This window comes from Polynucleobacter sphagniphilus, from assembly GCF_029892205.1.
In the GTDB taxonomy this organism is placed as follows: Bacteria; Pseudomonadota; Gammaproteobacteria; order Burkholderiales; family Burkholderiaceae; genus Polynucleobacter; species Polynucleobacter sphagniphilus.
In genome coordinates, this window is record NZ_JARXVX010000001.1 from 364,782 (window position 1) to 387,825 (window position 23,044).

A 23,044-nucleotide genomic window follows, 5' to 3' on the forward strand; every position below is an offset into this window, starting at 1 on the left:
GCGATTAACGTGCTTTAGCCTGGTCAACGCCCTGTAACTGGATTGCTACTTTCTCTAAGACTTGCTCAACGGTAATGGCTTGCATGCAAACATTGTCATGACAAGGTGTCTTGCGGTGGTTGGCTGCACTAACGCAAGGGGAGCAAGCCAGATTGGCAGTAATGGCGATTGAATTACCAACCGAGCTGTACAGCGCTGGTGTTTCAGGACCAAATAACACCACTGTTCTAAGAGGTGTTACAGCGGAGAAATGTCCAGGCCCAGAATCGTTAGTTACCATTACATCTGATAAGGTGTAAAGGGGAGGTAGCTCAGCAAAACTGACTTGCCCAGCAAAATTGATTGCTTGCTTCACATTGGCTACAGAGCGAACTTTTTCAACGTATACAAACTCTGCTGGAGAGCCGGTAATTAAAATCAGATCATTTGGATAGCGCTGATGAATTGCTTGGATTAATTCGGAAAAACGTTGTTGTGCCCAGCGACGTTGTGGAAGGAGATCGCTGGCATTAGGGTTAATTAGAATGATGCGGTCTTTTCCAAAGGCGTATGGAATATTCGCTTCCTTAGCTTTTTTCTCAATTCGCTCTTGCACTTTTCTTAATGAGATTGGGTCAATGACTGCTTGCTCCAAACGCACTTCTGAATCAGGAATGTGAATTTTGCTAAACGGTACCTCGATCTCTTTAGCAAAAGCAGCATGAATTAAGGATAAGAAATTCTTTGTGATGTGAATATGTGGGTTGTAGTGAACCTTGCGCGTCAACATAAAACCACGCCAGAGACCTTCCCCATGAAAAATGTGATATCCCACACGACGACGCGCACCACACAAGCCCGTTAAGAGGGCGGTAAAACGCGAAAAAAGCTCTAAGTCAATTGCAGTATCAATTTTGTGACGACGCGCTAAGATTAAAAAGCGTAAGGTGTCTTTAATTAAGCCGCCTAGGCTAGATGAATCAATCGTGAATATATTCTCAGGCTTAACAGTGTTGAGTAAAGTTAAGCTCGCACGATTGCTTTTAAATATCAGGAAAAATATTTCAGCGCCTCTGGCCTGTGCATTCCGCATGGCTGGATCAACCAAAATAGCACTACCCATTTCAGAGAGTTCTATGAAGAGCAGTTTTTTGGGTTGAGCAAGATCAGGGCTCACCAAGCTCTTGATGCGATCGACTAAAGCTACCAGTGGGCTTACTAGAGCGCATAGTGGCACACCGACCCAGTGATCGATGGCACGCATAGTGTTGACGCTAATACTCATAGTTTGTCTCTAAAAGAGTTATTTTCGTTTAAATAAAAAGTAGGCCCCTGGCAAAACAGAGATGACACTAATCGCGCCATAACTAATAGATGCTAATACGGTAAGCGAGGGGTTGACGCCCCAAAGCGCCAGAACAGAAGAAAGGGTTGCTTCACGAAGTCCCCAGCCTGAAATGCTAATGGGCAGCATGAGGAGGAGGCTTAACGCTGGCAGGCCAATCATGAGGCTTTGAATAGGGGCATTGACTCCATAGGCTTTTAAGCAGCAAAGGAGAGTCAAAATAGTGAGGAAGTGAATGCCGATACCGCATATGCCTTGAGCAATATTATTGGGCCATGAAAAAGCAAAGCGAATACCCAGAATCGCATTAGGCATTTGCAAGCGCTCTAATAATTTTTTAAGAAGGAGTTGGGTGCTACCCCACGCCAAGGCAAGGGCGGTGACGATTGCCGCAAAGACCATGATGGCAATGACTAGATAGCCTAAGCTCGGCCCCCAGGCCGCTAAAGTAGCGCCGCCGAATACCAGTCCAATGCCGCCTAAGAGATTGTTACCTGCCAAGCCAACCAGACGATCGACTAGAACCATGGCAAAACTCAGACGTAATTTTGGTGCCGAATGCTCTAGATTAATAGGGTGATGTAGTTCTGAATCTAATTCTTTGATATGGGTATAGCCACCGGCATGGCTGAGGTGGGTTGCTGCAATGGCGCGATAACTATCACCACCGAGCGTACTAGGTAGACCCTGATTGATCAGGCCGCCAGCAAAATACAGGCCAATATAGCTCAGCGGGCGTTTGGGGAAGCCTACGGATTGCATAAAAAGGGCCCAGCGGTAGCCACCAAACATAAATGCCAATGCCATGCATCCAAGGGCTGCCAAAAACCAGATCGGCTGCATCTGAATTTCAGAGCTCAAGAGGGATTGCCAATCGATTCCGCTAGTCGCTTTCCATAACAGCGCAATGGAAAGCAACACCCGAATGCTTGGCCATGCGCGCTTCAGAATGGACTTCCACCCTGCTGATGCTGTGGGGGTGGCTTGGGGTTGTGAACTCATAGGCGTAAGGATAATGCCTAGCGCTCCTAAGGTCTTGAATTTGGTGAATTACTGACCTTGCCAGTTGGAGCACAGACTGAAGTCAAACCGAGATAAAAATTGTCCAAATCGGACAATTTCAAGGGTATCTATGATTTTGCATTGCTCAAAGCCTGATTTAGTACCAATGGGGGCATTAAATGACATGCCAGACCAGTTAATGAGGAGGGTGCTAGCCCCTGCGCTTAATTGTCCAAACCAAATATCAAATTGATCTTGGCGTTGGTCTAGAACAAATACAGGCAGCGGTCTCGCATACCATGCTGCACGACTAGCCAAAGTCCAATTTTGGACGGCAATACTCTCAACGTGATTGGTTTGGGCTATTTGTGCGGCCTTTTCTCCTGCGATCTTCCAGCCATACAGATCAGCAATAGGATTGGATTTAACGGCGATCGAAGGGATGCCGCCAGCAAGAACAAAAGCAAAGCCAAGCAGGCAAAGCAGTACCTGTATTACTAGCAGAGCGCGAATGGCTCTCGAGAGGATCCGGTGGCGCATTGGCCATGCATTTGCAAGACCAATGCCTGCAAATGGTGCCAAACAAAACCAGGCTGGTGTTGTCCAGTGAGGCAGGCTGCCACCGCCAGAAAGGGCCGCAAAGATCATGAAGGGAATCAAAAAGAAGCCAAATAGGGCACCCAAAACCAGTTTTTTACTGTGGCAATATTGCTTGATAAAGAGCATGGCTCCCAAAGTGAGGGCGGGGCCAAAGCAGGCAATTTGGATGCCAATAAAAGCTGCGACCCTACGCCAGACCCAAGCACTGCCACCGCCATGGGCTAATTGATATCTAAATGAGATCCAGTCATGTGTCGCATTCCAATAGAGCACCGGGCAGATGAGTAGTAATGCAATGCTTGCTGCTAGCCAAAATCCGCTGCTATTAATCCATGGCTTCTTTGGAGTGCTTAAAAAAACAAATAGTAGGGCTAGGGCTGTAAAAGCGGCGGTGTATTTGCTCAGACCTGCTAGTCCAAGCAAGATGCCAAGCAACGCCCATTCCGCTTGATTCAAACGATCTTTGCGCAGCCAGCGCAAGGCCATCATCATCAGCCCCAGACTAATGGGGGTGAGGATGGTATCGGGTAATAAGCCAATTGCTAGGACATGTGGCAAAGGCGATGCAATGATGGTGAGTACTGCCATCAATCCACAGGTTTGAGGCAATGGGAGTGCTTGGGTCAAATAGTCGCTATTGCGCTGTTGTAATAAGTGGTGGATTTCCAAAGTGACTTGGTAAACCAGGTAGCTTGATAGAACCCAGAGCAACTCCGGAATGATACGGATCAGACCTTCAGATGAAGTGAGGTGAATGAGTGGCCACTGAATCCAGCCTACTAATGGAGGGTGGTCAAAATAGCTCCACGCCAAATGATAGGCATATAGAACGTAATGCGCTTCGTCTACCGAAAACTCAATGGAGAAGCCTAATGCGAAGTGCACCACTGCGGCAATGAAGACGCAAATCGCTGCCCAAGTAGAAGGTGAGTGGTGTCGCATCTTTGTCTTTAGGTAATAGGCTCAAGCTAGGCTGAAATGATTTTAGACTCACTTGTTGCTTACTTTGAGACAATTGTGCATATGTCTAGTAAATCTGGCTTCCTGCTCATCTTGACGCTCTGCTTATTGGCTGGCTGCGCGGGTTTTTCAAGAAACTCCATTCAGGATGAATCAGGCAAGACCCTGCAATTGGATCAAATACCGGCGCAAGAGGCGATTCCTAAGTTTTCAGCTGAAACAGCACGCGATGGTATTCCGCGGGGTTGGCAGTTTTATCGAATTGCACCATATAAGAACAATACGGTGTATCGCTTGGAAAATATTCAGGGGAAAACAGTCTTAAGCGCCAAGGCAAACACTTCGGCCTCTGGTTTAGCAGTCAATCTACAACCACGTCCAGCAAAAAATCTATGGCTGAGCTGGACGTGGATGGCGTTTAGCGCTATTCCCCAGGCAGATAATGCTGAGCAAGCACAAGACGACTCTCCGTTGCGAATTTTGGTGGCATTTGAAGGTGATAAATCAAAATTGACTTTGAAGGAAAAGTTAAATTTTGAGATGGCCAATCTCATTAGTGGGGAAGAGATGCCCTATGCCACGCTCATGTACATCTGGTCAGGCAAGACACCAGTCAATACAGTTTTAGATAATGCGCACACCTCGCGCGTCAAAATGATTGTGGTTGATTCTGGTTGGGACGATTTAAATGAGTGGCGTGCGCACGATCGCGATCTGGTTGCTGACTATCAAATGGCTTTTGGTGAAGTGCCCGGGAAGATTATTGGCGTAGCCATCCTTACTGATACGGATAACACTAAAACAAAAACAAGCGCCTTTTATGGTGATATCGAATTGATTAAGAAGTCACCAAAGTAGATGTTTTGCTTAATGTCGTGCCTGCCAACGGGTTAATAACAAGGCATTAGACAGTACGCAGAAGCTCGATAGTGCCATGGCGCTGCCAGCTAACATGGGTGATAGGTAGCCAAAAGCTGCAAGCGGAATGCCAGTAGCGTTAAAGATAAAGGCCCAAAATAAGTTTTGCCGAATCTTGTCCCATGTTTTTTTGGAGATATCGATCGCGTCTGCTACTAGACCGGGGTCGTCTCGCATTAAGGTAATTCCAGCAGCTTGCATTGCTACATCTGTACCGGTTGACATGGCCATGCCAACATCGGCAACAGCGAGTGCAGGTGCATCATTGATGCCATCACCCACCATGGCTACCCATTGTTTTTTCCCGGTTGACTCTGAGCTTTTGAGTTTCTCAATAATGAGTGCTTTATCACTGGGTAGGCTTTGGGCAAATACTTCGTCGATCCCAATGGAGTGGGCTACACGTTCTGCGGCGGACTTGTTATCTCCTGAAAGCATCACGGCACGAATACCCAACTCTTTTAAAGCTTGAATAGCTATTCCTGCATTGACCTTTAGTTCGTCACCAAAAGCAAAGGCGGCTATTGGGGTGGATGAAACTACATTGATCAAAATAGAAACGGTCTGACCCGCCTCAAAACAGGGTTGTACTTTTTTCATCACCATTGGAAGAGCAGGATTTTGCTTCAGTGACACAACGCCTTGTAAGCTCAACAACATTCCATTCCATGGTCCTAAACCTGGGCATCCTTCAATGCCAACGCCGGGTAATGCTTTGCTTTGTGAGGCTTTAATAGGAGTAAGTCCCTTTTCTGTGGCTGCCTCGATTAATGCTTTAGCTAGAGGGTGTTCACTACCGAGCTGGAGTCCTGCAGCTGTCATCAATGCAAAATCAGCATCTATGCTTGTCTCGAATGTAATCAGATCTAAGAGTCTAGGCTTGCCAATTGTCAATGTGCCAGTTTTATCAAAAGCCACGATACTGAGGCGATGCGCTAACTCTAAAACCTGAGGGTCTTTAATCAGAATGCCAAATCGAGCAGCTACCCCAGTACCCGCCATAATGGCTGCAGGTGTGGCTAAGCCCAGAGCGCATGGGCAAGCAATGACCAAGACAGCAACCGATCGAAGAACAGCGATTGCTACCGAGTGGTAATAAAACCAATTACTCAGGCCCGTAATAAGCGCAATCACAATCACTGCGGGTACAAAAATGGCGCTCACATGATCTACTAATTTTTGAATAGGCGCTTTTTGTACTTGAGCATCTTCTACCAAGGAAATAATTTTTGATAGAACGCTTTCTATGCCAACTGCCTGAGCCTCTACGACTAAAACGCCTTCGCCATTTAATGCGCCACCAATTAGCTTTGCACCAAACTCTTTTTTGATGGGCTCACTTTCACCGGTGATAAGTGATTCGTCAACATGACTGCTTCCAGAAAGGATGACGCCATCAACAGGGATGCGCTCACCGGGTAATACCAAGACACGATCTCCTGGCAGCACCTGGTCAAGCGGGAGGTCCTGATAGTGGTCGCTTGTAGCTGCTTGATGATCGAGATTGAAGTCGGTATTGAGTACCTTGGCGTGCTCTGGCCATAGTTTTTGTAATGCACGGATTGCTTCGCTCGTTTGTTTTTTGGCGCGCGCTTCCAGCCATTTGCCAAGTAAGACCATGCAAATGATGACGGCTGAGCCTTCAAAATAAAGCTCATGATGTTGATGGGGAAAGGCCAGGATTTGATACACACTCAGGCCATAAGCAGCGCTGGTGCCTAATGCCACCAATAAATCCATATTGCCCACGCCGGCCCTGAGTGATTTAAAGCCTGCAAGATAGAAGCGCCAGCCTAGAATCAATTGTACTGGTGTGGCTAGGGCTAATTGCCAGTTGGGCGATAAAGACCAATCAATACCAAATGGCATGAGCAGCATTGGCAGAAACAGGGGCGCAGAAAGAGTAAAGCTGAGTAATACTCGGCCTAGACCATCCGCTTTCCAGAATGATTGCACTTGCTTGCTTGCCGGCGTTCCTTGCGGCGCACTGATTTTGGCTTCGTAACCAGTTTTTTGAACTACTTCAATCACGTCCGCAAGGCTTGGTCCCGAACCGGATTTAATGCGTATGCGGGCCTGTTCAGTCGCTAGGTTGACTGTTGCTGCCTGCACTCCAGGAATCTTGCTTAAAGCCTTTTCTACGCGCCCCACGCATGAGGCACAAGTCATTCCCCCAATATCCAGGGAATAAAACTCGGAATTTGTCTGTTTTGGGCTATTCATATCGACGATAATCTACTTTAAGCCCTAAAAAGGCTAGATAGTGCGATTTCAATAGAGGATAGGAAAGTTAATGTTAACTCTGACAGTTTCTGGGATGACCTGCGGCGGCTGTATTAAGGCCATTACCCGCGCTTTACAGGTGCAAGATCCTGCTGCAACTGTAAAGGCAGATTTGGCAAGCCAAACTGTCGAGGTTCAGTCCAGTCTGAGTCCAGAGTTAACCCGCCAAATTATTGGTGATGCTGGTTTTCCGGTAATTGATTAAATTTTTTGTATTTGGCAGGGAATTTATTCGCTTTGAGCAAATATTTCTTTATGGGGTTAATCTACGCCCCATTCATTCAATTGTAGGAGAGCGTTGTGGCGGTTACTGAAGAGCTTGTAAAGAATGTATTGAAGGATCTGATTGATCCCAATACGAAGATTGATTTTGTCACAGCCAAAACAATCAAAAACCTCAAAATTGAGAACGGCGATATTAGTTTGGATATCGTTTTAGCTTATCCAGCCAAAAGTCAATTTGATTCGATTCGTAAGTCGGTGATTAATACCTTACGCAGTATTGAAGGCGTTACCAATGTCGGCGTGAATGTTTCTAGCAACATCGTCTCTCATGCGGTTCAGCGCGGCGTTAAATTGCTACCAGGCGTTAAAAATATTATTGCAATTGCCAGTGGTAAGGGCGGCGTTGGAAAATCCACCACTGCAGTCAACCTGGCGTTGGCACTAGCTGCTGAAGGGGCTCAGGTTGGCATCTTGGATGCTGATATCTATGGCCCTAGTCAGCCGATGATGCTTGGCATTACCGGCAGACCAGAATCGGTTGAGGAAAATACGATTGAGCCAATGGAAGGTCATGGTCTTCAAGCAAGCTCGATTGGATTTTTGATTGAAGAGGATAGCCCGATGGTGTGGCGCGGACCGATGGTCACCTCTGCGTTGGAGCAACTTCTTCGTCAAACCCGCTGGCGTGATTTGGATTACCTCATCGTCGATATGCCACCTGGTACAGGTGATATCGCTCTGACTTTATCGCAGAAGGTGCCCGTTACTGGCGCAGTGATTGTCACTACTCCGCAAGACATCGCCCTATTAGATGCGCGCAAGGGCCTTAAGATGTTTGAGAAAGTGGGTGTGCCCATCATTGGCATTATTGAAAACATGAGTACCTACGTATGCCCGAATTGTGGCCATGAAGAACATGTCTTTGGTTCTGGCGGTGGTGAAAAAATGGGCAAAGACTTTGACGCACCGTTTTTAGGTGCGCTACCCCTCAATCTTTCTATTCGGGAGCAGGCCGATGCAGGTAGGCCAACCGTGGTGGCCGATCCAGATGGTGCGATTAGTGCAATCTATAAGGGTATCGCAAGGCAAGTCGCCATCCGGGTTGCAAGCTTGTCTAAAGATATGAGCAGCAAATTCCCAAATATCGTGATTCAAAATACCTAAGCAAATATGCGTTTTGCAGTCTTCATGCGCAAGCAGAACATCGACAATCCTTGGGTATCCTACAAATGGATTCCTCAGGAAGTTCTGCCAGACCATGGGCAATTTTCTGTGCTTGAAGCGGGCTCAAAAGCGATTGTTGGTGAGTATCTGGGTAGGGATACTGATGGTGAAAATTGGATTTTCACTGGCTATGAGCTCAATCTTTTTCCAGATGAAGCCGAGGGCTACTACTTAAACATCGCTGCCGATAATCCATGCTGGTTCGTGATGTGGCGCCTTGAAGAGAACTTTGTTCAATACATTGACAGCCAATCGCTTGCCATGGCGAAAGACTCGGAAACGATTGCAGTGCCACATCGGATTTGTCTGAGCTATAACGAGGCGGCTCGCTTAATGGATGGCGGTGAGTCAGTCGATGCGGTGCCCTTAAGTATTGAGTGCGCTTCATGGCTGCAAGATTATGTAAATACCCATTACAAACCTGAACCGAAAAAACGCCATCGACCCGCCTCTTTCAAGGGTGCCGAGCGTCCAGCGGAGGAATAATGTCAGAGGGATTTCTGAAGCGCTGGTCGCGTCGCAAGACTGAAATAGAAAGCTCAGAGGTAAAGCCGCTGGAAGATTCTGCGCAGCAATCTGATATCGCTAAGCCGTCTCAGAATGTGAATGAGTCAGCATATGGTGATCAGAAACCGCCAGTAACAATGGACGATGTCGAAAAGATCGATACATTTGCCCCAGATTTTTCTGCTTTTATGAAGCCTGGAGTTGATCCTGCGATACAGCAGGCTGCCTTGAAGAAGATGTTTACAGACCCTCATTTCAATGTGATGGATCGCTTAGATATTTACATTGATGACTACTCCCAGCCCGATCCATTGCCTACTGAGACGCTCAAAAGAATGGTGCAGTCCGATATGCTTGAGCTGTTTCGTAAGGATGAAGTGAGTCAACCAGCAGAAATTGAAGAATCTATTCATGCAAAGCAAGCCTTACTATCAGATAGTGAGGGCGATAGCTCTATTGCTGATAGCACTATTAAGACAATCCACAAAGAAGAGTAATGAGTCAGAAATTAATTTGTAACTGCAACGAGACAATGCCTTTGGACTCGAAGGCCTTGGGCTTGCCTATACACACCTCCTTATGCAGACAAGAGGTGGGCTCCTTCTTAAAGGCTCTTGATGGTGATGATGCTGTGCTGGTTGCTTGCACGCAAGAGGGTGCATTGTTTAGTGAGCTAGCTGAGCAGTCTGGTAAACCATTGGTGGCGCCATTGCGCTTTGTCAATATTCGCGAATATGCTGGCTGGACTCAAGAGGCAAAACAATCGAGCCCCAAGATTACGGCATTGCTTGCCTTGGCAGATATGCCTCAAGCGGAACCAGTTCCTGTAGTCTCTTACGAAAGCGGCGGGAGCTTATTGATCATTGGCGCAGCAGAGCAGGCCTTACCTTGGGCCGACAAACTCAATACTGCCTTGGATGTTTCTGTCTTATGTGCGAAGGCTGGTGATCTGCCCTTGTCACGTACTTTTCCAATTTACAGCGGCGAAGTATCTAAATTAGAGGGATTCTTGGGGTCTTTTTCAGTAGATTGGAATTTACAAAATCCCATTGACCCTGAGATGTGTACACGTTGCGGTGCTTGTGTTGAGGTTTGTCCAGAGCAAGCAATTAATGCCTCTTTTCAGATTGATCTAGATAAGTGCAAATCACATCGTGCTTGCGTAACAGCGTGTGCGGGTATTGGTGCTATTGCATTTGATCGTATAGATACTAAGCGCAGCGGTGAATTTGATCTGATTTTGGATCTTCGCCCTGATCCAAAGATGCCCATGAGCCAAACCCCCCAAGGTTACTTTGCCCCTGGCCCAGATCCATTTGATCAGGCTCTGGCTGCCAATGAATTGCTCGGCATGGTTGGAGAATTTGAGAAGCCTAAATATTTCGTCTACAACGAAAAGATTTGCGCTCATGGTAGAAACGGACAGGTTGGGTGTAGTGCCTGTATTGATGTTTGTTCAACTGGCGCAATTCGTTCTATTTTCAAAAGTGGCCAAGGCCATGTTGAGGTGAATCCTAATTTATGTATGGGTTGCGGTGCTTGTTCAACAGTTTGCCCATCCGGTGCCATGCGCTACAACTACCCGAGCGTTGCCCATCAAGGTAAAGAAATAAAAGCGCTCGCTACTGTATTTATCACTGAGACTACCAAACAAAATCGCACGGTAGCGCCTACTTTATTGCTCCATACCCTAGAGGCTGGCGCTCAATTACTCGATGGCTTAGGGCGCGCCGCCCATATTCAGTCAAAGCAATTTGAAGGCTTACCTTCCTATGTATTGCCATATGGTATTGAGCATATTGCGTCGACTGGAATGGAGTTCTGGTTGGGCGCCTTAAGTTATGGCTTTGGCGAAGTTGTATTGCTTCTGAGTGGTGAAGAGGATCCTGCATATCGTGCCGCACTTGAAATACAGGTGGATGTTGCCAATACGGTTCTGCAGGCCTATGGATTCACTCCTCGTATTCAGATGGCATGCGTCAGTTCATCAAAGGACTTAAGTGCAGTCTCAGTGGTGATGGGGCAATTGCGTCAACGCGGCCCATTGCCTTCCTTGGGGGCTCCAGCCAGTTTTGGTTTGAGTATCCAAAAGCGAGAGACTTTAGAGGTCATCCTGGAGTATTTGCAAAAACATGCCAAGACACCTCTGCCAGATCAGGGCAGCGCTCTACCAAAAGCATCCCCCTTGGGTGGCCTACAAATGAATTCCGAGGCATGCACTTTATGCATGTCTTGTGTGGGCAGCTGTCCAGAGGGCGCTTTATTGGACAACCCGGATGAACCTAAGCTCTCTTTTATTGAGAAGAATTGCGTACAGTGCGGTATTTGCGTGAAGACTTGCCCAGAAGAGGCTTTGTCCTTGCTTCCCCGTTTAGTGAATGTTGAGCAACGTAAGCAACGCATGGTTTTGAATGAAACCCAGGCATTTCACTGCATTAGCTGTGGCAAACCGATGGGCACTCTGAAAATGGTCAATTTGATGTTATCAAAGCTATCAACCCATGGAGCCTTTTCTGGCTCCGCCCTGGATAGACTCAAAATGTGTGGTGACTGTCGTGTAGTTGATATGGTGAAAAAAGAGCTATGAAAGAGTTAAGGAAAGAAGAAAATGCGATTGAGGTAGGTGAGATTGGCTTGCCCGAGGATCTTGCCCGTGCTGATCTCTATGGCTTGATTGCACGCTTCTTTTACCAACCGCCAGATCAGGAGTTGCTAGATCAAATTGCTGCTTCAGCTGCAGATGAGGCTTCTCAGTCCTCTGAGGGGAATGCCCCTCTTGCACAGGTATGGTTGAGTGTCGTTGAGGTGGCTAAAAATAATTCAGCAAAAGCTTGGCATGATGAGTTTGATTTGAATTTCATCAGCGTTGGTCGGCCCAATGTGATTTTGAATGGATCTTTTTATATGGCTGGTCATTTAAATGAAAAGCCTCTCATCGAAATTAGGCGAGCATTAGACGCTTTTGGGCTTGAATCTGCCCAGGAAATTACCGAGACTGAAGATCATATTTCTTCCCTTTGCGAAGTCATGCGTTATTTGATTGCTGGAGACGACGTCGAGGTTTCTAACCTGACCAATCAGCAAATATTCTTCAATGCCCATATACGGCCTTGGTACGAGCAATTATGTGAAGCTATTGAGGAAATTCCGGAAATGCATCTGTATCACCCAGTTGCTGCGCTCACCCGAGAATTTTTGGATATCGAGGGCCACAGTTTCGATATGTTGTAATGTTGCAGTGCACTAATAAATGCCCTGGATTTTGCTCAAAAACTGCAAAAAATACCAATAGCCTATAAAATTGATGCAAATCAATTATTAATAAAAACGGATACGCCATGAGCTCAAAAAAGCCCGCCTCAGCAGCAAAGGGTAATCAAGCTTCACGCCGCCAATTTTTCATTGGGGCGGGAGCAGCAGTCGGTGCTGCAGCCATTATTTCTCAAACTCCTGCAGGTAAAGCAGTGATCAAAGAGGTGACTTCTACTGTCACGGATAAAGTCGATGGTTATCAAGCATCTGCACACATTCGAAAATATTACGCAACAACCTTGATTTAATTCAAGGCTTGGTTTTTCAAAAAAATAAACATATAAAAAATTCCCTAGGTACGCCACATGAGTTTGACTCGTAAACCGAATACCCCTCAGAGCAGTCGTAGCAGCTCATCTTCTCGTTTAATAGGTAGCCTATCGCGAGGTCTCAAGGCTGCTGTCCCAACCATGGACCGCCGTACCTTCTTAAAACGTTCAGGCATTGGTGTTGGTGCGGGTATTGCTGCTGCTCAACTTAGTATGGTGCAAAAGACAAGCGCCGAGCCAAGCCAGGCGATGCTCGATGGCAAAGCAGGAAAGATTGAAGTAAAGCGTTCTGTATGTACCCACTGCTCAGTTGGTTGTGCGGTCGATGCTACTGTTGAGAATGGTGTTTGGGTCCGTCAGAACCCCGTCTTTGACTCTCCAATTAATATGGGTGCACATTGTGCCAAAGGTGCGGCTCTGCGTGAGCATGGTCATGGCGACTACCGCTTGCGCTATCCCATGAAACTGGTTGATGGTAAGTATCAGCGTATTTCTTGGGACCAGGCTTTAACCGAGATTACTGCGCAGATGAAAGATATTCGCAGTAAATACACGCCAGACTCAATGTTTTTTATTGGCTCCTCCAAGCATAACAATGAGCAGTCTTATTTATTGCGTAAATGGGTGTCTTTCTTCGGTACTAACAATACCGATCATCAAGCGCGTATTTGCCACTCAACGACTGTTGCTGGTGTAGCGAACACGTGGGGCTATGGTGCGATGACCAATAGCTTCAATGACATGATGAATTCCAAAGCAGCTCTCTATATTGGCTCGAACGCTGCTGAAGCCCATCCTGTTTCGATGTTAAGCATGTTGCATGCTAAAGAGAGCGGTTGCAAATTAATCGTTGTCGACCCGCGCTATACACGAACTGCTGCAAAGTCAGATCAGTATGTACGCATTCGCTCCGGAACTGACATCCCATTTTTATTTGGCGTTCTGTATCACATCTTTAATAACGGCTGGGAAGATAAAAAGTACATTGATGATCGTGTTTACGGTATGGATGAAATCCGTAAAGAGGTCATGGAGAAGTGGACTCCCGCTAATGTAGAAGCAGCTTGTGGTGTGCCTGAAGCGCAGGTTTATAAAGTGGCGCAGACAATGGCCATGAATCGTCCGAGCACCATTGTTTGGTGTATGGGTCAAACACAACATACAACGGGTAATGCGATCGTACGCGCCTCCTGTATCGTGCAATTAGCACTTGGTAATATTGGTGTATCTGGTGGCGGTACTAACATTTTCCGTGGGCACGATAACGTTCAAGGCGCAACTGACGTAGGCCCCAATCCAGATTCATTGCCAGGCTACTATGGCCTTGCAGCGGGCGCTTGGAAACACTTTGCTTCTATTTGGGGTGTGGACTACGAGTGGATCAAGGGTCGTTATGCACCCGACATGATGGAAAAGTCTGGGACGACAGTCTCTCGCTGGGTTGATGCAGTGCTTGAGAAAACGGATCTCATTGATCAGCAAAATAATGTCAAGGGATTGTTCTTCTGGGGTCATGCGCCAAACTCCCAAACACGTGGTCTTGATATGAAACGTGCTATGGATAAATTAGATCTATTGGTAGTAGTTGATCCATATCCAAGTGCGACTGCGGCCATGGCTGCGATGCCTCCTGCAGAGGGTGGGCAAGTAAATCCAAAGCGCAATGTGTATTTGTTGCCGGCAACCACTCAATTTGAGACGCATGGTTCAGTAACCTCTTCAAATCGCTCTATTCAGTGGCGTGAGAAAGTAATTGATCCGCTATTTGAATCGGTGCCTGACCATGTCATCATGCAGGCCTTTGCTGATCGTCTTGGTTTTGGTCAAGAGCTCTCGCAAAACTATCAGTTGCTCGATTCCAAATATGCTGGTACGCAATGGAGAGAGCCAGAGATCGAATCGATCTTGCGCGAAATCAATCGTGGCATGTGGACCATTGGTTACACAGGCCAAACGCCAGAGCGCCTGAAAGCCCATATGCGCATGATGCATGTGTTTGATCCTAAAACTTTGAAGTCACGTGGTGGCGTAGATCTAGTGACTGGCTACGACACAGCGGGTGATTACTTTGGCTTGCCATGGCCTTGCTATGGAACAGCTGCAATCAAACATCCTGGCTCACCGAATTTGTATGACACTAGTAAGAGTGTGATGGAGGGTGGTGGTAACTTCCGCGCTAACTTTGGTGTGGAGCGTGATGGCAAGAGCTTGTTAGCTGCTGACGGTTCTTACTCAAAAGGGTCTGCAATCAAAACCGGTTATCCAGAATTTGATGCAACCCTAGTCAAGAAGTTGGGCTGGTGGGATCAGCTTACTGAGGATGAGAAAAAACTCGCAGAAGGCAAGAATTGGAAGACTGACTTGTCAGGTGGCATTCAGCGCGTAGTGATGAAAAACGGTTGCATGCCTTTTGGTAATGCAAGGGCTCGGGCAGTTGTTTGGAACTTCCCGGATCCGATTCCGACCCACCGTGAGGCTCTGTACAGTACGAACGAGCCAATGATGCGCAAATATCCAACGATTGCGGATAAGAAGAATTTCTGGCGCTTGCCAACGCTCTATAAGACTGTCCAGGATAAGAACTTGAATGACAAGCTGTATGAGAAGTTCCCAATCACTCTGACTTCTGGTCGCTTGGTTGAATACGAGGGCGGTGGTGATGAGACGCGTTCCAATCCATGGTTGGCTGAATTGCAGCAAGAGAACTTTGTTGAAATGAATCCAGCCGCTGCTGCCGCACGTGGAATTAAAAATTGGGATTATGTTTGGGTGAAGTCTCCAACCGGGGCTCAGATTAAGGTTCGCGCTTTAGTAACTGAGCGCGTGGATGCAAGTACGGCATTTGTGCCTTTCCATTTTGCTGGATGGTGGCAGGGTGCGAACTTGCGCAAATACTATCCCGACGGTGCGAGTCCCGTGGTCTTGGGAGAGGCTGTGAATACAGCCACTACTTATGGTTACGACATGGTAACTATGATGCAAGAAACCAAAACCACAATGTGTCAAATCGAAAAATTTGCCTAAGTCAAAAATAAGATCAGGAAAATAAAATGGCAAGAATGAAATTTATCTGTGACACAGAGCGTTGCATTGAGTGCAATGGTTGCGTGACAGCTTGTAAAAATGAAAATGAAGTGCCTTGGGGCGTCAATCGTCGCCGGGTGGTTACGGTAAACGATGGCATCATCGGGCAAGAAAAGTCGGTATCAGTGGCTTGTATGCACTGTACTGATGCGCCGTGCATGGCCGTGTGTCCAGTCGATTGTTTCTACCGCACCGATGAAGGGGTGGTATTGCACGATAAAGATATTTGCATTGGTTGCGGCTATTGTTCATTAGCCTGTCCATTTGGCGCCCCTCAGTTTTTGAGCAAAGGTGCATTTGGTGTCCGCAGCAAGATGGATAAGTGCACATTCTGTAATGGTGGCCCTGAAGAAAATGGTAGCGTAGAAGAATTTGAGAAATACGGTCGTAACCGTCTGTCTGAAGGTAAGTTGCCATTGTGTGCAGAGATGTGTTCTACCAAGGCTTTAATTGCGGGCGATAGTGAAGTAATCACCAGTATTTTCACGAACCGTGTAACTACCCGTGAAAAAAATGGCCACTACCCTGGTAGTGAAGCATTTGGTTGGTCTACTGCCTATGGTGGACCGGGTACGCCAGGCCCAACGCCAACCCCTGGCGCTCAAGTTCCTGGAGCGAAATAATGAAATGTAATTTCAAACTGCTGGGCTTATGTCTTGCTGCACTGACCTTATTGTTAGCTTGTTCTGAGCCTCCTGAGATTGCTGCCAAAGCTTCGAAGCGTCCCGATATGGCTCCATATATGGGCGCGAACGATGGCTTCATGACTAAAGATTGGACGCCTGGCAATCGCGAGAGCTGGATTGATGCGCTCAATAAGCGTAATGAAAACCAGAATGAATATGCCCGCCTGAAGTGATTAGCGATACAACAATAAATAAAACAGAATCGTTCAAGGATATCTTTATGACCCAATCATTTTTTCGAGTCGTGCGCCCGCTGATCTTGGCGCTAGGTTTAACGCTTACTCTAGCTAGCGGATTTAGTTTTGCAGAGCGCGCACCAATGGCACCCCTTCCAAGCCCGAGTGGTGTGGATGTGCCGCGCAATCCCAATAGTTTGGCCAATGGCACGCAAGCTCAATCACAGCCGGCCAATAGCCCACCTGCCAGTGGCCCAATTTGGGAGACGGCCAATAGCGATCCCCTGAACTATGTCAGCATTCCGGATACGCAGGCTGGTGTTTTGATTCAGCGCTCTGGTCAGCAATGGCGACTGATTCGCAATGGTATTGTGACTGTCTATGGCGCATGGTTATTGGCGATCTCTGTATTTGGTATTGCAGCGCTCTATCTACTAAAAGGCCCGATTAAATTGCATGAACCGCTGTCAGGAGTAATGATTAAACGTTTTAGTAGGTTTGAGAGGTTTGCTCATTGGACAATGGCCTACAGCTTTGTGGCATTGGCATTCACTGGATTGATGATCCTGTATGGTAAATATTTTGCCATGCCTGTGATTGGTGGCTTGGCTTACGGCAAATTCTTATTTGTATGTAAGAACATCCACAACTTCACTGGACCTCTATTCACCCTCAGCATTATTGTTTTCTTCTGCCTCTTCGTGCGCAAGAATCTTCTGGATAAGGTTGATATTGAGTGGCTCATGGCATTTGGCGGCATTCTATCTGGCAAGCATGTACCATCAGGCTTTTTTAACTTGGGTGAAAAGATTTGGTTCTGGTGTGGCATGGTGATCTTAGGTTTAACAATTTCAGCATCGGGTTGGGTGCTAGATATGATCGTGCCATTTATTCATATTGAATATTGGCGTGGCACCATGCAGCTCGCTAACCTAGTACATGCTATTGGTGCCTTATTGATGACTGCGATGGCGATGGGTCATATCTATATTGGAACGATTGGCATGCAAGGCTCAATCGATGGCATGAAGACAGGCTATGTTGATGAAACTTGGGCTAAAGAGCATCATGAAATTTGGTACAACGAAATTAAGTAAAGGCGAAGTAATGAAAAACATCGGTATCTTCGCTATTTGTGCCTTGGTGTGTGTATCTTCGTACGCTGCATTGCCGCCATTGTCTGAAGAGGCGCAGCTTGCAGCTAATTTAGCGAAGGCAAAGGCTGCTTATGGCGATAAGGTAGCTGCTTACCAGCTATGTCAGGCGCAAAATCGCGTTGCTGATCACTATCGGGTCGCTGGCACTCCTTCGCCAGCTGCCTGCATAGCGCCACCACCATTTGAGGCGCCAGTGGTTCAGGCTGCAGAAGCGCCAAAAGTAAAATAATTAGCTTATTGCTAACTCGTGATTTAAGTAGTGCTGCGCTGCAAGGGTTTGGGGGTTGGAGAAGAAGGCGTCAACAGGCCCAATCTCTTTTATCTCCCCCTCATCCATAAAGATCACGTATTGCGCTACACGTTTCACTTGTGCCAGTTGATGCGAGGAGAACAAGACTTCTGCGCCCCGATTCTTAAGCTCCTGTATGAGCCTCTCAACTTGCGCGCTTGAATTTGGGTCAAGATTGGCTGTTGGCTCATCCAATAAAACAAGAGCCGGTTTTTGCAAAATAGCTCTTCCAATGCATAGCTTTTGGCGTTCACCCGCTGATAATTGAGTCGCTGGGCGATCGGCATGATCGCTTAATTCAATTTCTGCAAGCACTGCGTCAACATCTGCATCGGTAATGCGTGAATCAACATCCTTTACCATACTTAAATTGGTTTTACAGGAAGCTCGCACCATCGGAGTGTGATGAAGTACTAGGGCAGTTTTTTCATGACCATTTAAATATGTGATGGTTCCGCAGTCAGGCTTGATGAGTCCGGATAGCAGTTTTAAGAGCGTAGTTTTACCTGCTCCATTTGGACCAATGCAGGCTACGATTTGCTGATTTGGGATGATGGCGTGCTCAATGCTTAAGATGGTTTTGCCATTGCTGCGGACCTGAATATCTTTGAGCTCAATCAATTTATCCATAGCGCCGCTCCGATATTTGCCGTACAGCAAAGATAAACAGGTTAGCTAGTAAGACGATGCTTAAAAGGATGATTCCTAGGGCAAGAGCGAGTGGCAAGTCACCCTTACTGGTTTCCAATGCAATTGCAGTCGTCATCGTGCGGGTTGCATGATCAATATTTCCGCCTACGATCATGACTGCACCAACTTCTGAAATTGCTCTTGCCAGACCTGCCAAAACTGCAATTGTGAGGGAATAACGGCAGTCCCAAATCAGCCATTTGAGACGGGACAATTGAGGAAGGCGAAGAGCCAAAAAGGAGTCGCGATGAATTCTCCAGGAATCCTCTAGGATTTGCCTGCTCAATGCGGCGATCAAAGGGGTTGTGAGCAAGATTTGAGCCAAAATCATGCCCTTGACTGTGAATAGCATGCCCCAAATGCCTAACGGTCCAGAGCGTGAGAGAAGTAGGTAAACAATAACACCTACAATCACCGTTGGAACGCCCATGAGGGTATTGAGGGTCACAATGATGGCCTTTCTGCCGGCAAACTCTTCAGTAGCTAAAAATGCACCAATTGGCAGCCCCAGCACAATGCCAATGAATAGCGCGCTCAGGCTCACCTCTAGTGAAACCAGCACAATCCCCATCACACCTTGATCTAGATGTGCCAAAAGGAAAAGAGCAGCTTGAAATGCGGTAAACATGGGCTTGATTCTATCAAGGCGGTGGCAAAATAGGCCTAATGCTATTAAATACATCCATTTACCCAAATGTCTGAAATCATTTGCCTTTGTAATGAGGTCCATGAAGCGGATTTGCGTGCCTATTTAGATGCAAACCCCGTGAACTCAATTGATGAGTTACGTGAACAAGCATCTATTTGCAATAAATGCATGCAGTGCCAAGATTTGGTGGAGGGCGAGATCTACTTGGCTCGTCTAAGACGTCAACAGGCGGGCAGTTAATTTAAATGCATAAAAATAAGCCTGGGCAATTCAGCGTCATGACTATGAATGTGCATAAAGGCCTTTCCCCATTGCATCGGCGCACAACGATTTATGAGTTGCGTCAAAAAATGCGGCATCACCATCCCGATCTACTTTTTCTGCAGGAGTTGCAGCAAGAGCACCGGGGCAGAATACGTCGGTATGGGCAATGGCCCTTGACTGAGATGACCCATTTCTTGTCAGAGAACTTTTGGCAAGATTGGCATTACGGTAAAAATGCAGAATATGCTGATGGGCATCATGGCAATGCCATTTTGTCAAAGCAACCTTTGTTTAAAGGACAAAACTACGATATTTCTGCCTATCGTTTTGAAAAGCGTGGTCTGCTTCATAGTGTGATGCAGTTGGAGGGCCTCAGTGCATCTGTTCATTGTTTCTGTGTTCATCTAGCCCTTTTTGAGAGAGGCCGGGAGCGTCAGCTTGAAGAAATTATTCATTACATTGATACGCTTGCTGCAGATAGACCGGTGATTGTTGCTGGCGACTTTAATGATTGGCGCAATCGGATGAGTGTGCCGATGCAACAAGCTGGCTTTGCAGAAGTATTTGAAATCCTAACCGGCGCACCAGCTAAAACCTTTCCAAGTGTTAAGCCCATACTCCCCATGGATCGAATTTATGTCCGGGGTTTGCGTGTACGTTCGGCCAGTATTTTGCATGAATGGCTTAAGCTCTCAGATCATCTGGGTATCACCGCTCAATTGGAGCTAATATGAATTCTCTTCTCGCGCCTCTATTGGAATCAATGACCTCATTCCATCTACATTGGTTATTCTTGGCCCACATTACTTTTGTGATCCTTTTCATTGGGGTGATTATTTCCGTCAGAAGGCCAGTAGGAGTGGCATTCGCTTGGATTTTTATTGTGGTAGTCTTCCCTTTGATTGGAATAAGCCTATATATCTTGATAGGCGAAAGGCCGGTAGGGCGTAGTTTGAGACAAAAAATTACGCGTATGAATGTCCCTTACGCAAAGATTACTGAATTATTGCGTCAGGAGTACGCTGCCGATCGAGAAAAACTGCCGGCTGAAGGTAAAGCCTTGAGTATTTTGGCTGAAGCAAGCAATGGCACACCAGTAATGGCCGGCAATAAAATTGAATTGCATACGGACTCGTTAAAAATTCTGCAGCTCTTTGTCGATGAGATTAATCGGGCAAAAGTCAGCCTGCATTTGGAATTCTATATTTGGGCTTTGGGTGGAGATGCTGATCGTGTTTGTGAAGCACTCATTGCAGCTGCTAAACGCGGTGTGGCTTGCCGTGTTCTATTGGATTCCTTGGGAAGCAAGGATTGGTTCAAATCAAGTTGGCCAAAACGTTTTCGTGAGATTGGCATTCAAGTAACTGAGGCCTTACCAATTCAAGTGGGTCGCTTTCAATTTCGTAGAGCTGATCTGAGGCTGCATCGCAAAATCTTTGTAGTCGATGGATCTGTAGTGTGGTCTGGCAGTATGAACATGGTCGATCCAAGAACATTTAAGCAGGGCGCAGGGGTGGGTGAGTGGGTAGATGCCATGGTGCGCGTTGAAGGCCCGGTTGCATCCCAGTTTGAACTGACATTTGCATTTGACTGGAGTGTTGATAATCCTGACATTACTAGCTTTGATGATCGTATGCCACCAGCTTCGCCGGTTGAGGGTGGAGCGATTGCTCAGGAGTTTTCTTCTGGCCCGGTATATCGAGACGATATCTTGTATCAGGTCCTCCTATCTGCAATCATCGATGCCCGTCAAGAGTTGACAATTACCACCCCATATTTTGGCCCTGATGATGGTCTGTTACAGGCTCTAATGGCTGCTGCTCGGCGGGGCGTGAAGGTAACGCTTATCGTGCCTAAACTGAATGACTCTAAATTAGTGGCCTGGAGTAGCAGAAGCTACTATGAAGACCTCATGAATGCAGGTGTTCATATCGCTGAGTTTCATGGTGGCTTGCTGCATACTAAAAGCTTGTTGATTGATAAGCGGATTGCTATTTTTGGCTCAGTTAATTTTGATCAACGCAGCCTACGCCTGAATTTTGAGATTAGCTTAATTATTTATAACGAAGATTTCTGTGCAAAACTAGAGGGCCTCATTGGAACCTATTTAGCACAATCCGAATACGTTGATTCACAAACTTGGGCTAAGAGACCTAGATGGCAGAAATACTTATGTAATGCCGCCCACCTTACCTCACCATTACTTTAAAGGCGCAAACTGATGGAGCATTTTTTAGGATGGTTTGCATTACCTTCGATTGGTCTTCCTGCTGTATTTGTAAGTGCCTTTTTATCGGCTACCTTAATACCTGCTGGATCTGAGCCGATTCTATTTGGGTATACCTCGGTTAATCCTCAAATGTATTGGATTGCTATATTTTTGGCGACGATAGGTAATACTTTGGGTGGAATGGTCGATTGGTGGATGGGTTTGCTCGGCAGAAATGGCTTTGAAGCATTTAAAGGGCATACGGGGGGCAAACTGCAGGATTGGCTAAAGCATTGGGGGCCTAAGATTTTATTGCTTGCATGGCTCCCAGGGGTTGGCGATCCCCTCTGCTTGGCGGCAGGCTGGCTTAAGCTTCCTTTATTGCCTTGTACGATCTATATGTTTTTTGGCAAGCTATTTCGTTACCTGGCCTTGACTTGGCTGCTAACCCTAGTTCCTGAGAGTGTTTGGCACCAACTAGGACATTGGCTGCATTTAATTTAAGCCACTCTATACGGCGCAATATTTTTGTTGAATTTCATCATTGGCCAATAAATTTTGGGCTGTGTCATGAAAAACAATTTCGCCTTGATCAAGAATGTAGGCTCGATCAGAAATCTTGAGGGCCTGTTGAACATTTTGTTCAACCAGCAGTATGGTCAGACCTTGCTGTTTAAGCTTTGCAAATAATTCAAACATTTCTTCAACCAAAACCGGCATGATGCCTTCGGATGGCTCATCTAGCAAGATGACTTTGGGCTTACTAATCATAGCCCTTGCAATGGCCAGCATTTGCTGCTCACCACCTGACATAGAGGTGCCGTCTTGATGAAGACGCTCTTTTAGTCTTGGAAATATCTCGGCGATTTCATCAACCATGGCACTCATGTTGCCGCGATCCTTTTTAACAATGACCCCAAGTTCTAAGTTTTCTTTTACAGTCAATCCAGGAACAATTCTGCGATCCTCTGGAACATAAGCCAAGCCTAGGTGAAAGCGTTCATGTGCAGGTAAGTCTAAAAAAGAGGCTCCATCGATTGATGCTTTTCCTTCCCTTTTGCTTAATAAGCCCATTAAGGATCGGAGTGTGGTCGTTTTACCTGCGCCATTGCGACCCATTAAGGTGACAATTTCTCCTTTATGCACATTTAAGGAAATTCCCTGGAGGATATGACTATGGTCATACCATGCGTTTAAGTTTTCTACGAGCAACATA

At 46.6% G+C, this 23,044-nt stretch carries 24 protein-coding genes; 17 read left to right on the forward strand and 7 right to left on the reverse strand.

All coding sequences use genetic code 11. From position 1 onward, the window contains the following. Positions 1-4: 4 nt before the first annotated feature. Genes M2125_RS01875 through M2125_RS01885 form a run of 3 tightly spaced genes read right to left on the reverse strand, consistent with a single transcriptional unit; the run spans position 5 to position 3,868 of the window. Positions 5-1,264, reverse strand: a complete 1,260-nt coding sequence (locus M2125_RS01875; protein ID WP_280742397.1) for a glycosyltransferase family 9 protein — start codon at positions 1,262-1,264, stop codon at positions 5-7. 18 nt (positions 1,265-1,282) lie between these two features. After that, complete coding sequence (locus M2125_RS01880; RefSeq protein WP_076022966.1) at positions 1,283-2,326, reverse strand: lysylphosphatidylglycerol synthase transmembrane domain-containing protein; 1,044 nt, start codon at positions 2,324-2,326, stop codon at positions 1,283-1,285. Between the two features lie 48 nt (positions 2,327-2,374). Beyond that, positions 2,375-3,868: a glycosyltransferase family 39 protein gene (locus tag M2125_RS01885; RefSeq protein WP_280742398.1), complete on the reverse strand. Its 1,494-nt coding sequence runs from the start codon at positions 3,866-3,868 to the stop codon at positions 2,375-2,377. A gap of 81 nt (positions 3,869-3,949) precedes the next feature. On the opposite strand from M2125_RS01885, the gene M2125_RS01890 reads away from it, so the two are divergent. Beyond that, complete coding sequence (locus M2125_RS01890) at positions 3,950-4,744, forward strand: DUF3047 domain-containing protein (RefSeq protein ID WP_280742399.1); 795 nt, start codon at positions 3,950-3,952, stop codon at positions 4,742-4,744. A gap of 9 nt (positions 4,745-4,753) precedes the next feature. Here the strand turns inward: M2125_RS01890 and M2125_RS01895 are convergent, their stop codons facing one another. After that, positions 4,754-7,027: a heavy metal translocating P-type ATPase gene (locus M2125_RS01895; RefSeq protein ID WP_280742400.1), complete on the reverse strand. Its 2,274-nt coding sequence runs from the start codon at positions 7,025-7,027 to the stop codon at positions 4,754-4,756. 70 nt (positions 7,028-7,097) lie between these two features. On the opposite strand from M2125_RS01895, the gene M2125_RS01900 reads away from it, so the two are divergent. From M2125_RS01900 to M2125_RS01955, 12 genes are all read left to right on the forward strand, one after another. Continuing rightward, entirely contained in the window at positions 7,098-7,292 is a 195-nt protein-coding gene (locus tag M2125_RS01900; RefSeq protein ID WP_076022969.1) for a heavy-metal-associated domain-containing protein, read from the forward strand. A gap of 95 nt (positions 7,293-7,387) precedes the next feature. Next, positions 7,388-8,476 carry an iron-sulfur cluster carrier protein ApbC gene (apbC, locus tag M2125_RS01905; RefSeq protein ID WP_280742401.1) on the forward strand — a complete coding sequence of 363 codons (1,089 nt, stop codon included), beginning with the start codon at positions 7,388-7,390 and terminating at the stop codon, positions 8,474-8,476. A gap of 6 nt (positions 8,477-8,482) precedes the next feature. Beyond that, on the forward strand, positions 8,483-9,022 hold the full coding sequence (locus tag M2125_RS01910) for a DUF3305 domain-containing protein (RefSeq protein WP_280742402.1): 540 nt from the start codon (positions 8,483-8,485) through the stop codon (positions 9,020-9,022). Continuing rightward, positions 9,022-9,540, forward strand: coding sequence for a DUF3306 domain-containing protein (locus M2125_RS01915; protein ID WP_280741815.1), 519 nt, complete (start codon positions 9,022-9,024; stop codon positions 9,538-9,540). Before M2125_RS01910 ends, M2125_RS01915 begins: the two co-directional genes overlap by 1 nt. Then, positions 9,540-11,630 carry a 4Fe-4S binding protein gene (locus M2125_RS01920; protein ID WP_280742403.1) on the forward strand — a complete coding sequence of 697 codons (2,091 nt, stop codon included), beginning with the start codon at positions 9,540-9,542 and terminating at the stop codon, positions 11,628-11,630. The genes M2125_RS01915 and M2125_RS01920 overlap by 1 nt, the downstream gene beginning before the upstream one ends. After that, positions 11,627-12,274, forward strand: a complete 648-nt coding sequence (locus tag M2125_RS01925) for a TorD/DmsD family molecular chaperone (protein WP_076022974.1) — start codon at positions 11,627-11,629, stop codon at positions 12,272-12,274. Before M2125_RS01920 ends, M2125_RS01925 begins: the two co-directional genes overlap by 4 nt. 107 nt (positions 12,275-12,381) lie before the next feature. Further along, a complete protein-coding gene (locus M2125_RS01930) occupies positions 12,382-12,603 on the forward strand; it encodes a hypothetical protein (RefSeq protein ID WP_076022975.1) in 222 nt (73 codons plus the stop codon). 57 nt (positions 12,604-12,660) lie between these two features. After that, complete coding sequence (locus M2125_RS01935) at positions 12,661-15,648, forward strand: formate dehydrogenase subunit alpha (protein ID WP_280742404.1); 2,988 nt, start codon at positions 12,661-12,663, stop codon at positions 15,646-15,648. Positions 15,649-15,674: 26 nt separating this feature from the next. Beyond that, on the forward strand, positions 15,675-16,331 hold the full coding sequence (fdh3B, locus tag M2125_RS01940; RefSeq protein WP_076022977.1) for a formate dehydrogenase FDH3 subunit beta: 657 nt from the start codon (positions 15,675-15,677) through the stop codon (positions 16,329-16,331). Continuing rightward, the gene (locus tag M2125_RS01945) at positions 16,331-16,567 is read left to right on the forward strand and encodes a hypothetical protein (protein WP_076022978.1); all 237 of its coding nucleotides are present in this window, start codon (positions 16,331-16,333) and stop codon (positions 16,565-16,567) included. Before fdh3B ends, M2125_RS01945 begins: the two co-directional genes overlap by 1 nt. A gap of 47 nt (positions 16,568-16,614) precedes the next feature. Continuing rightward, positions 16,615-17,667, forward strand: a complete 1,053-nt coding sequence (locus M2125_RS01950; protein WP_280742405.1) for a formate dehydrogenase subunit gamma — start codon at positions 16,615-16,617, stop codon at positions 17,665-17,667. Next, a complete protein-coding gene (locus tag M2125_RS01955) occupies positions 17,639-17,956 on the forward strand; it encodes a hypothetical protein (protein ID WP_277539987.1) in 318 nt (105 codons plus the stop codon). Before M2125_RS01950 ends, M2125_RS01955 begins: the two co-directional genes overlap by 29 nt. Here the strand turns inward: M2125_RS01955 and M2125_RS01960 are convergent, their stop codons facing one another. Both M2125_RS01960 and M2125_RS01965 read right to left on the reverse strand, forming a co-directional pair. Beyond that, positions 17,957-18,646 carry an ATP-binding cassette domain-containing protein gene (locus M2125_RS01960; protein ID WP_277539986.1) on the reverse strand — a complete coding sequence of 230 codons (690 nt, stop codon included), beginning with the start codon at positions 18,644-18,646 and terminating at the stop codon, positions 17,957-17,959. It abuts the gene before it with no gap. Beyond that, on the reverse strand, positions 18,639-19,334 hold the full coding sequence (locus M2125_RS01965) for an ABC transporter permease (protein WP_076023163.1): 696 nt from the start codon (positions 19,332-19,334) through the stop codon (positions 18,639-18,641). Before M2125_RS01965 ends, M2125_RS01960 begins: the two co-directional genes overlap by 8 nt. A 66-nt stretch (positions 19,335-19,400) precedes the next feature. Between M2125_RS01965 and M2125_RS01970 the strand changes: the two genes are divergently transcribed. The 4 genes from M2125_RS01970 to M2125_RS01985 are packed head-to-tail and all read left to right on the forward strand — an operon-like array spanning position 19,401 to position 22,332. Continuing rightward, positions 19,401-19,595: a (2Fe-2S)-binding protein gene (locus M2125_RS01970; protein ID WP_076022982.1), complete on the forward strand. Its 195-nt coding sequence runs from the start codon at positions 19,401-19,403 to the stop codon at positions 19,593-19,595. Positions 19,596-19,600: 5 nt separating this feature from the next. Beyond that, positions 19,601-20,353 (forward strand): endonuclease/exonuclease/phosphatase family protein, encoded by a 753-nt coding sequence (locus tag M2125_RS01975; protein WP_076022983.1) that lies wholly within the window; start codon positions 19,601-19,603, stop codon positions 20,351-20,353. Continuing rightward, on the forward strand, positions 20,350-21,828 hold the full coding sequence (cls, locus tag M2125_RS01980) for a cardiolipin synthase (RefSeq protein ID WP_280742406.1): 1,479 nt from the start codon (positions 20,350-20,352) through the stop codon (positions 21,826-21,828). The genes M2125_RS01975 and cls overlap by 4 nt, the downstream gene beginning before the upstream one ends. 12 nt (positions 21,829-21,840) lie before the next feature. Continuing rightward, entirely contained in the window at positions 21,841-22,332 is a 492-nt protein-coding gene (locus tag M2125_RS01985; RefSeq protein ID WP_076022985.1) for a YqaA family protein, read from the forward strand. Positions 22,333-22,338: 6 nt separating this feature from the next. On the opposite strand, the gene M2125_RS01990 is transcribed toward M2125_RS01985, so the two are convergent. Further along, a complete protein-coding gene (locus M2125_RS01990; RefSeq protein WP_280742407.1) occupies positions 22,339-23,043 on the reverse strand; it encodes an ABC transporter ATP-binding protein in 705 nt (234 codons plus the stop codon). Position 23,044 lies beyond the last annotated feature (1 nt).

What these genes read in the sequence shown, in the direction of transcription:
- M2125_RS01900 (WP_076022969.1), top strand. Translation starts at nt 7,098, where the DNA reads ATGTTAACTCTGACAGTTTCTGGGATGACCTGCGGCGGCTGTATTAAG.
- M2125_RS01945 (WP_076022978.1), top strand. Translation starts at nt 16,331, where the DNA reads ATGAAATGTAATTTCAAACTGCTGGGCTTATGTCTTGCTGCACTGACC.
- M2125_RS01935 (WP_280742404.1), top strand. Translation starts at nt 12,661, where the DNA reads ATGAGTTTGACTCGTAAACCGAATACCCCTCAGAGCAGTCGTAGCAGC.
- M2125_RS01915 (WP_280741815.1), top strand. Translation starts at nt 9,022, where the DNA reads ATGTCAGAGGGATTTCTGAAGCGCTGGTCGCGTCGCAAGACTGAAATA.
- M2125_RS01975 (WP_076022983.1), top strand. Translation starts at nt 19,601, where the DNA reads ATGCATAAAAATAAGCCTGGGCAATTCAGCGTCATGACTATGAATGTG.
- M2125_RS01880 (WP_076022966.1), bottom strand. Translation starts at nt 2,326, where the DNA reads ATGAGTTCACAACCCCAAGCCACCCCCACAGCATCAGCAGGGTGGAAG.
- M2125_RS01950 (WP_280742405.1), top strand. Translation starts at nt 16,615, where the DNA reads ATGACCCAATCATTTTTTCGAGTCGTGCGCCCGCTGATCTTGGCGCTA.
- M2125_RS01990 (WP_280742407.1), bottom strand. Translation starts at nt 23,043, where the DNA reads ATGTTGCTCGTAGAAAACTTAAACGCATGGTATGACCATAGTCATATC.
- fdh3B (WP_076022977.1), top strand. Translation starts at nt 15,675, where the DNA reads ATGGCAAGAATGAAATTTATCTGTGACACAGAGCGTTGCATTGAGTGC.
- M2125_RS01985 (WP_076022985.1), top strand. Translation starts at nt 21,841, where the DNA reads ATGGAGCATTTTTTAGGATGGTTTGCATTACCTTCGATTGGTCTTCCT.
- M2125_RS01965 (WP_076023163.1), bottom strand. Translation starts at nt 19,334, where the DNA reads ATGTTTACCGCATTTCAAGCTGCTCTTTTCCTTTTGGCACATCTAGAT.
- M2125_RS01930 (WP_076022975.1), top strand. Translation starts at nt 12,382, where the DNA reads ATGAGCTCAAAAAAGCCCGCCTCAGCAGCAAAGGGTAATCAAGCTTCA.
- M2125_RS01960 (WP_277539986.1), bottom strand. Translation starts at nt 18,646, where the DNA reads ATGGATAAATTGATTGAGCTCAAAGATATTCAGGTCCGCAGCAATGGC.
- M2125_RS01920 (WP_280742403.1), top strand. Translation starts at nt 9,540, where the DNA reads ATGAGTCAGAAATTAATTTGTAACTGCAACGAGACAATGCCTTTGGAC.
- M2125_RS01955 (WP_277539987.1), top strand. Translation starts at nt 17,639, where the DNA reads ATGAAATTTGGTACAACGAAATTAAGTAAAGGCGAAGTAATGAAAAAC.
- M2125_RS01970 (WP_076022982.1), top strand. Translation starts at nt 19,401, where the DNA reads ATGTCTGAAATCATTTGCCTTTGTAATGAGGTCCATGAAGCGGATTTG.
- M2125_RS01875 (WP_280742397.1), bottom strand. Translation starts at nt 1,264, where the DNA reads ATGAGTATTAGCGTCAACACTATGCGTGCCATCGATCACTGGGTCGGT.
- M2125_RS01925 (WP_076022974.1), top strand. Translation starts at nt 11,627, where the DNA reads ATGAAAGAGTTAAGGAAAGAAGAAAATGCGATTGAGGTAGGTGAGATT.
- M2125_RS01890 (WP_280742399.1), top strand. Translation starts at nt 3,950, where the DNA reads ATGTCTAGTAAATCTGGCTTCCTGCTCATCTTGACGCTCTGCTTATTG.
- M2125_RS01895 (WP_280742400.1), bottom strand. Translation starts at nt 7,027, where the DNA reads ATGAATAGCCCAAAACAGACAAATTCCGAGTTTTATTCCCTGGATATT.
- cls (WP_280742406.1), top strand. Translation starts at nt 20,350, where the DNA reads ATGAATTCTCTTCTCGCGCCTCTATTGGAATCAATGACCTCATTCCAT.
- M2125_RS01910 (WP_280742402.1), top strand. Translation starts at nt 8,483, where the DNA reads ATGCGTTTTGCAGTCTTCATGCGCAAGCAGAACATCGACAATCCTTGG.
- M2125_RS01885 (WP_280742398.1), bottom strand. Translation starts at nt 3,868, where the DNA reads ATGCGACACCACTCACCTTCTACTTGGGCAGCGATTTGCGTCTTCATT.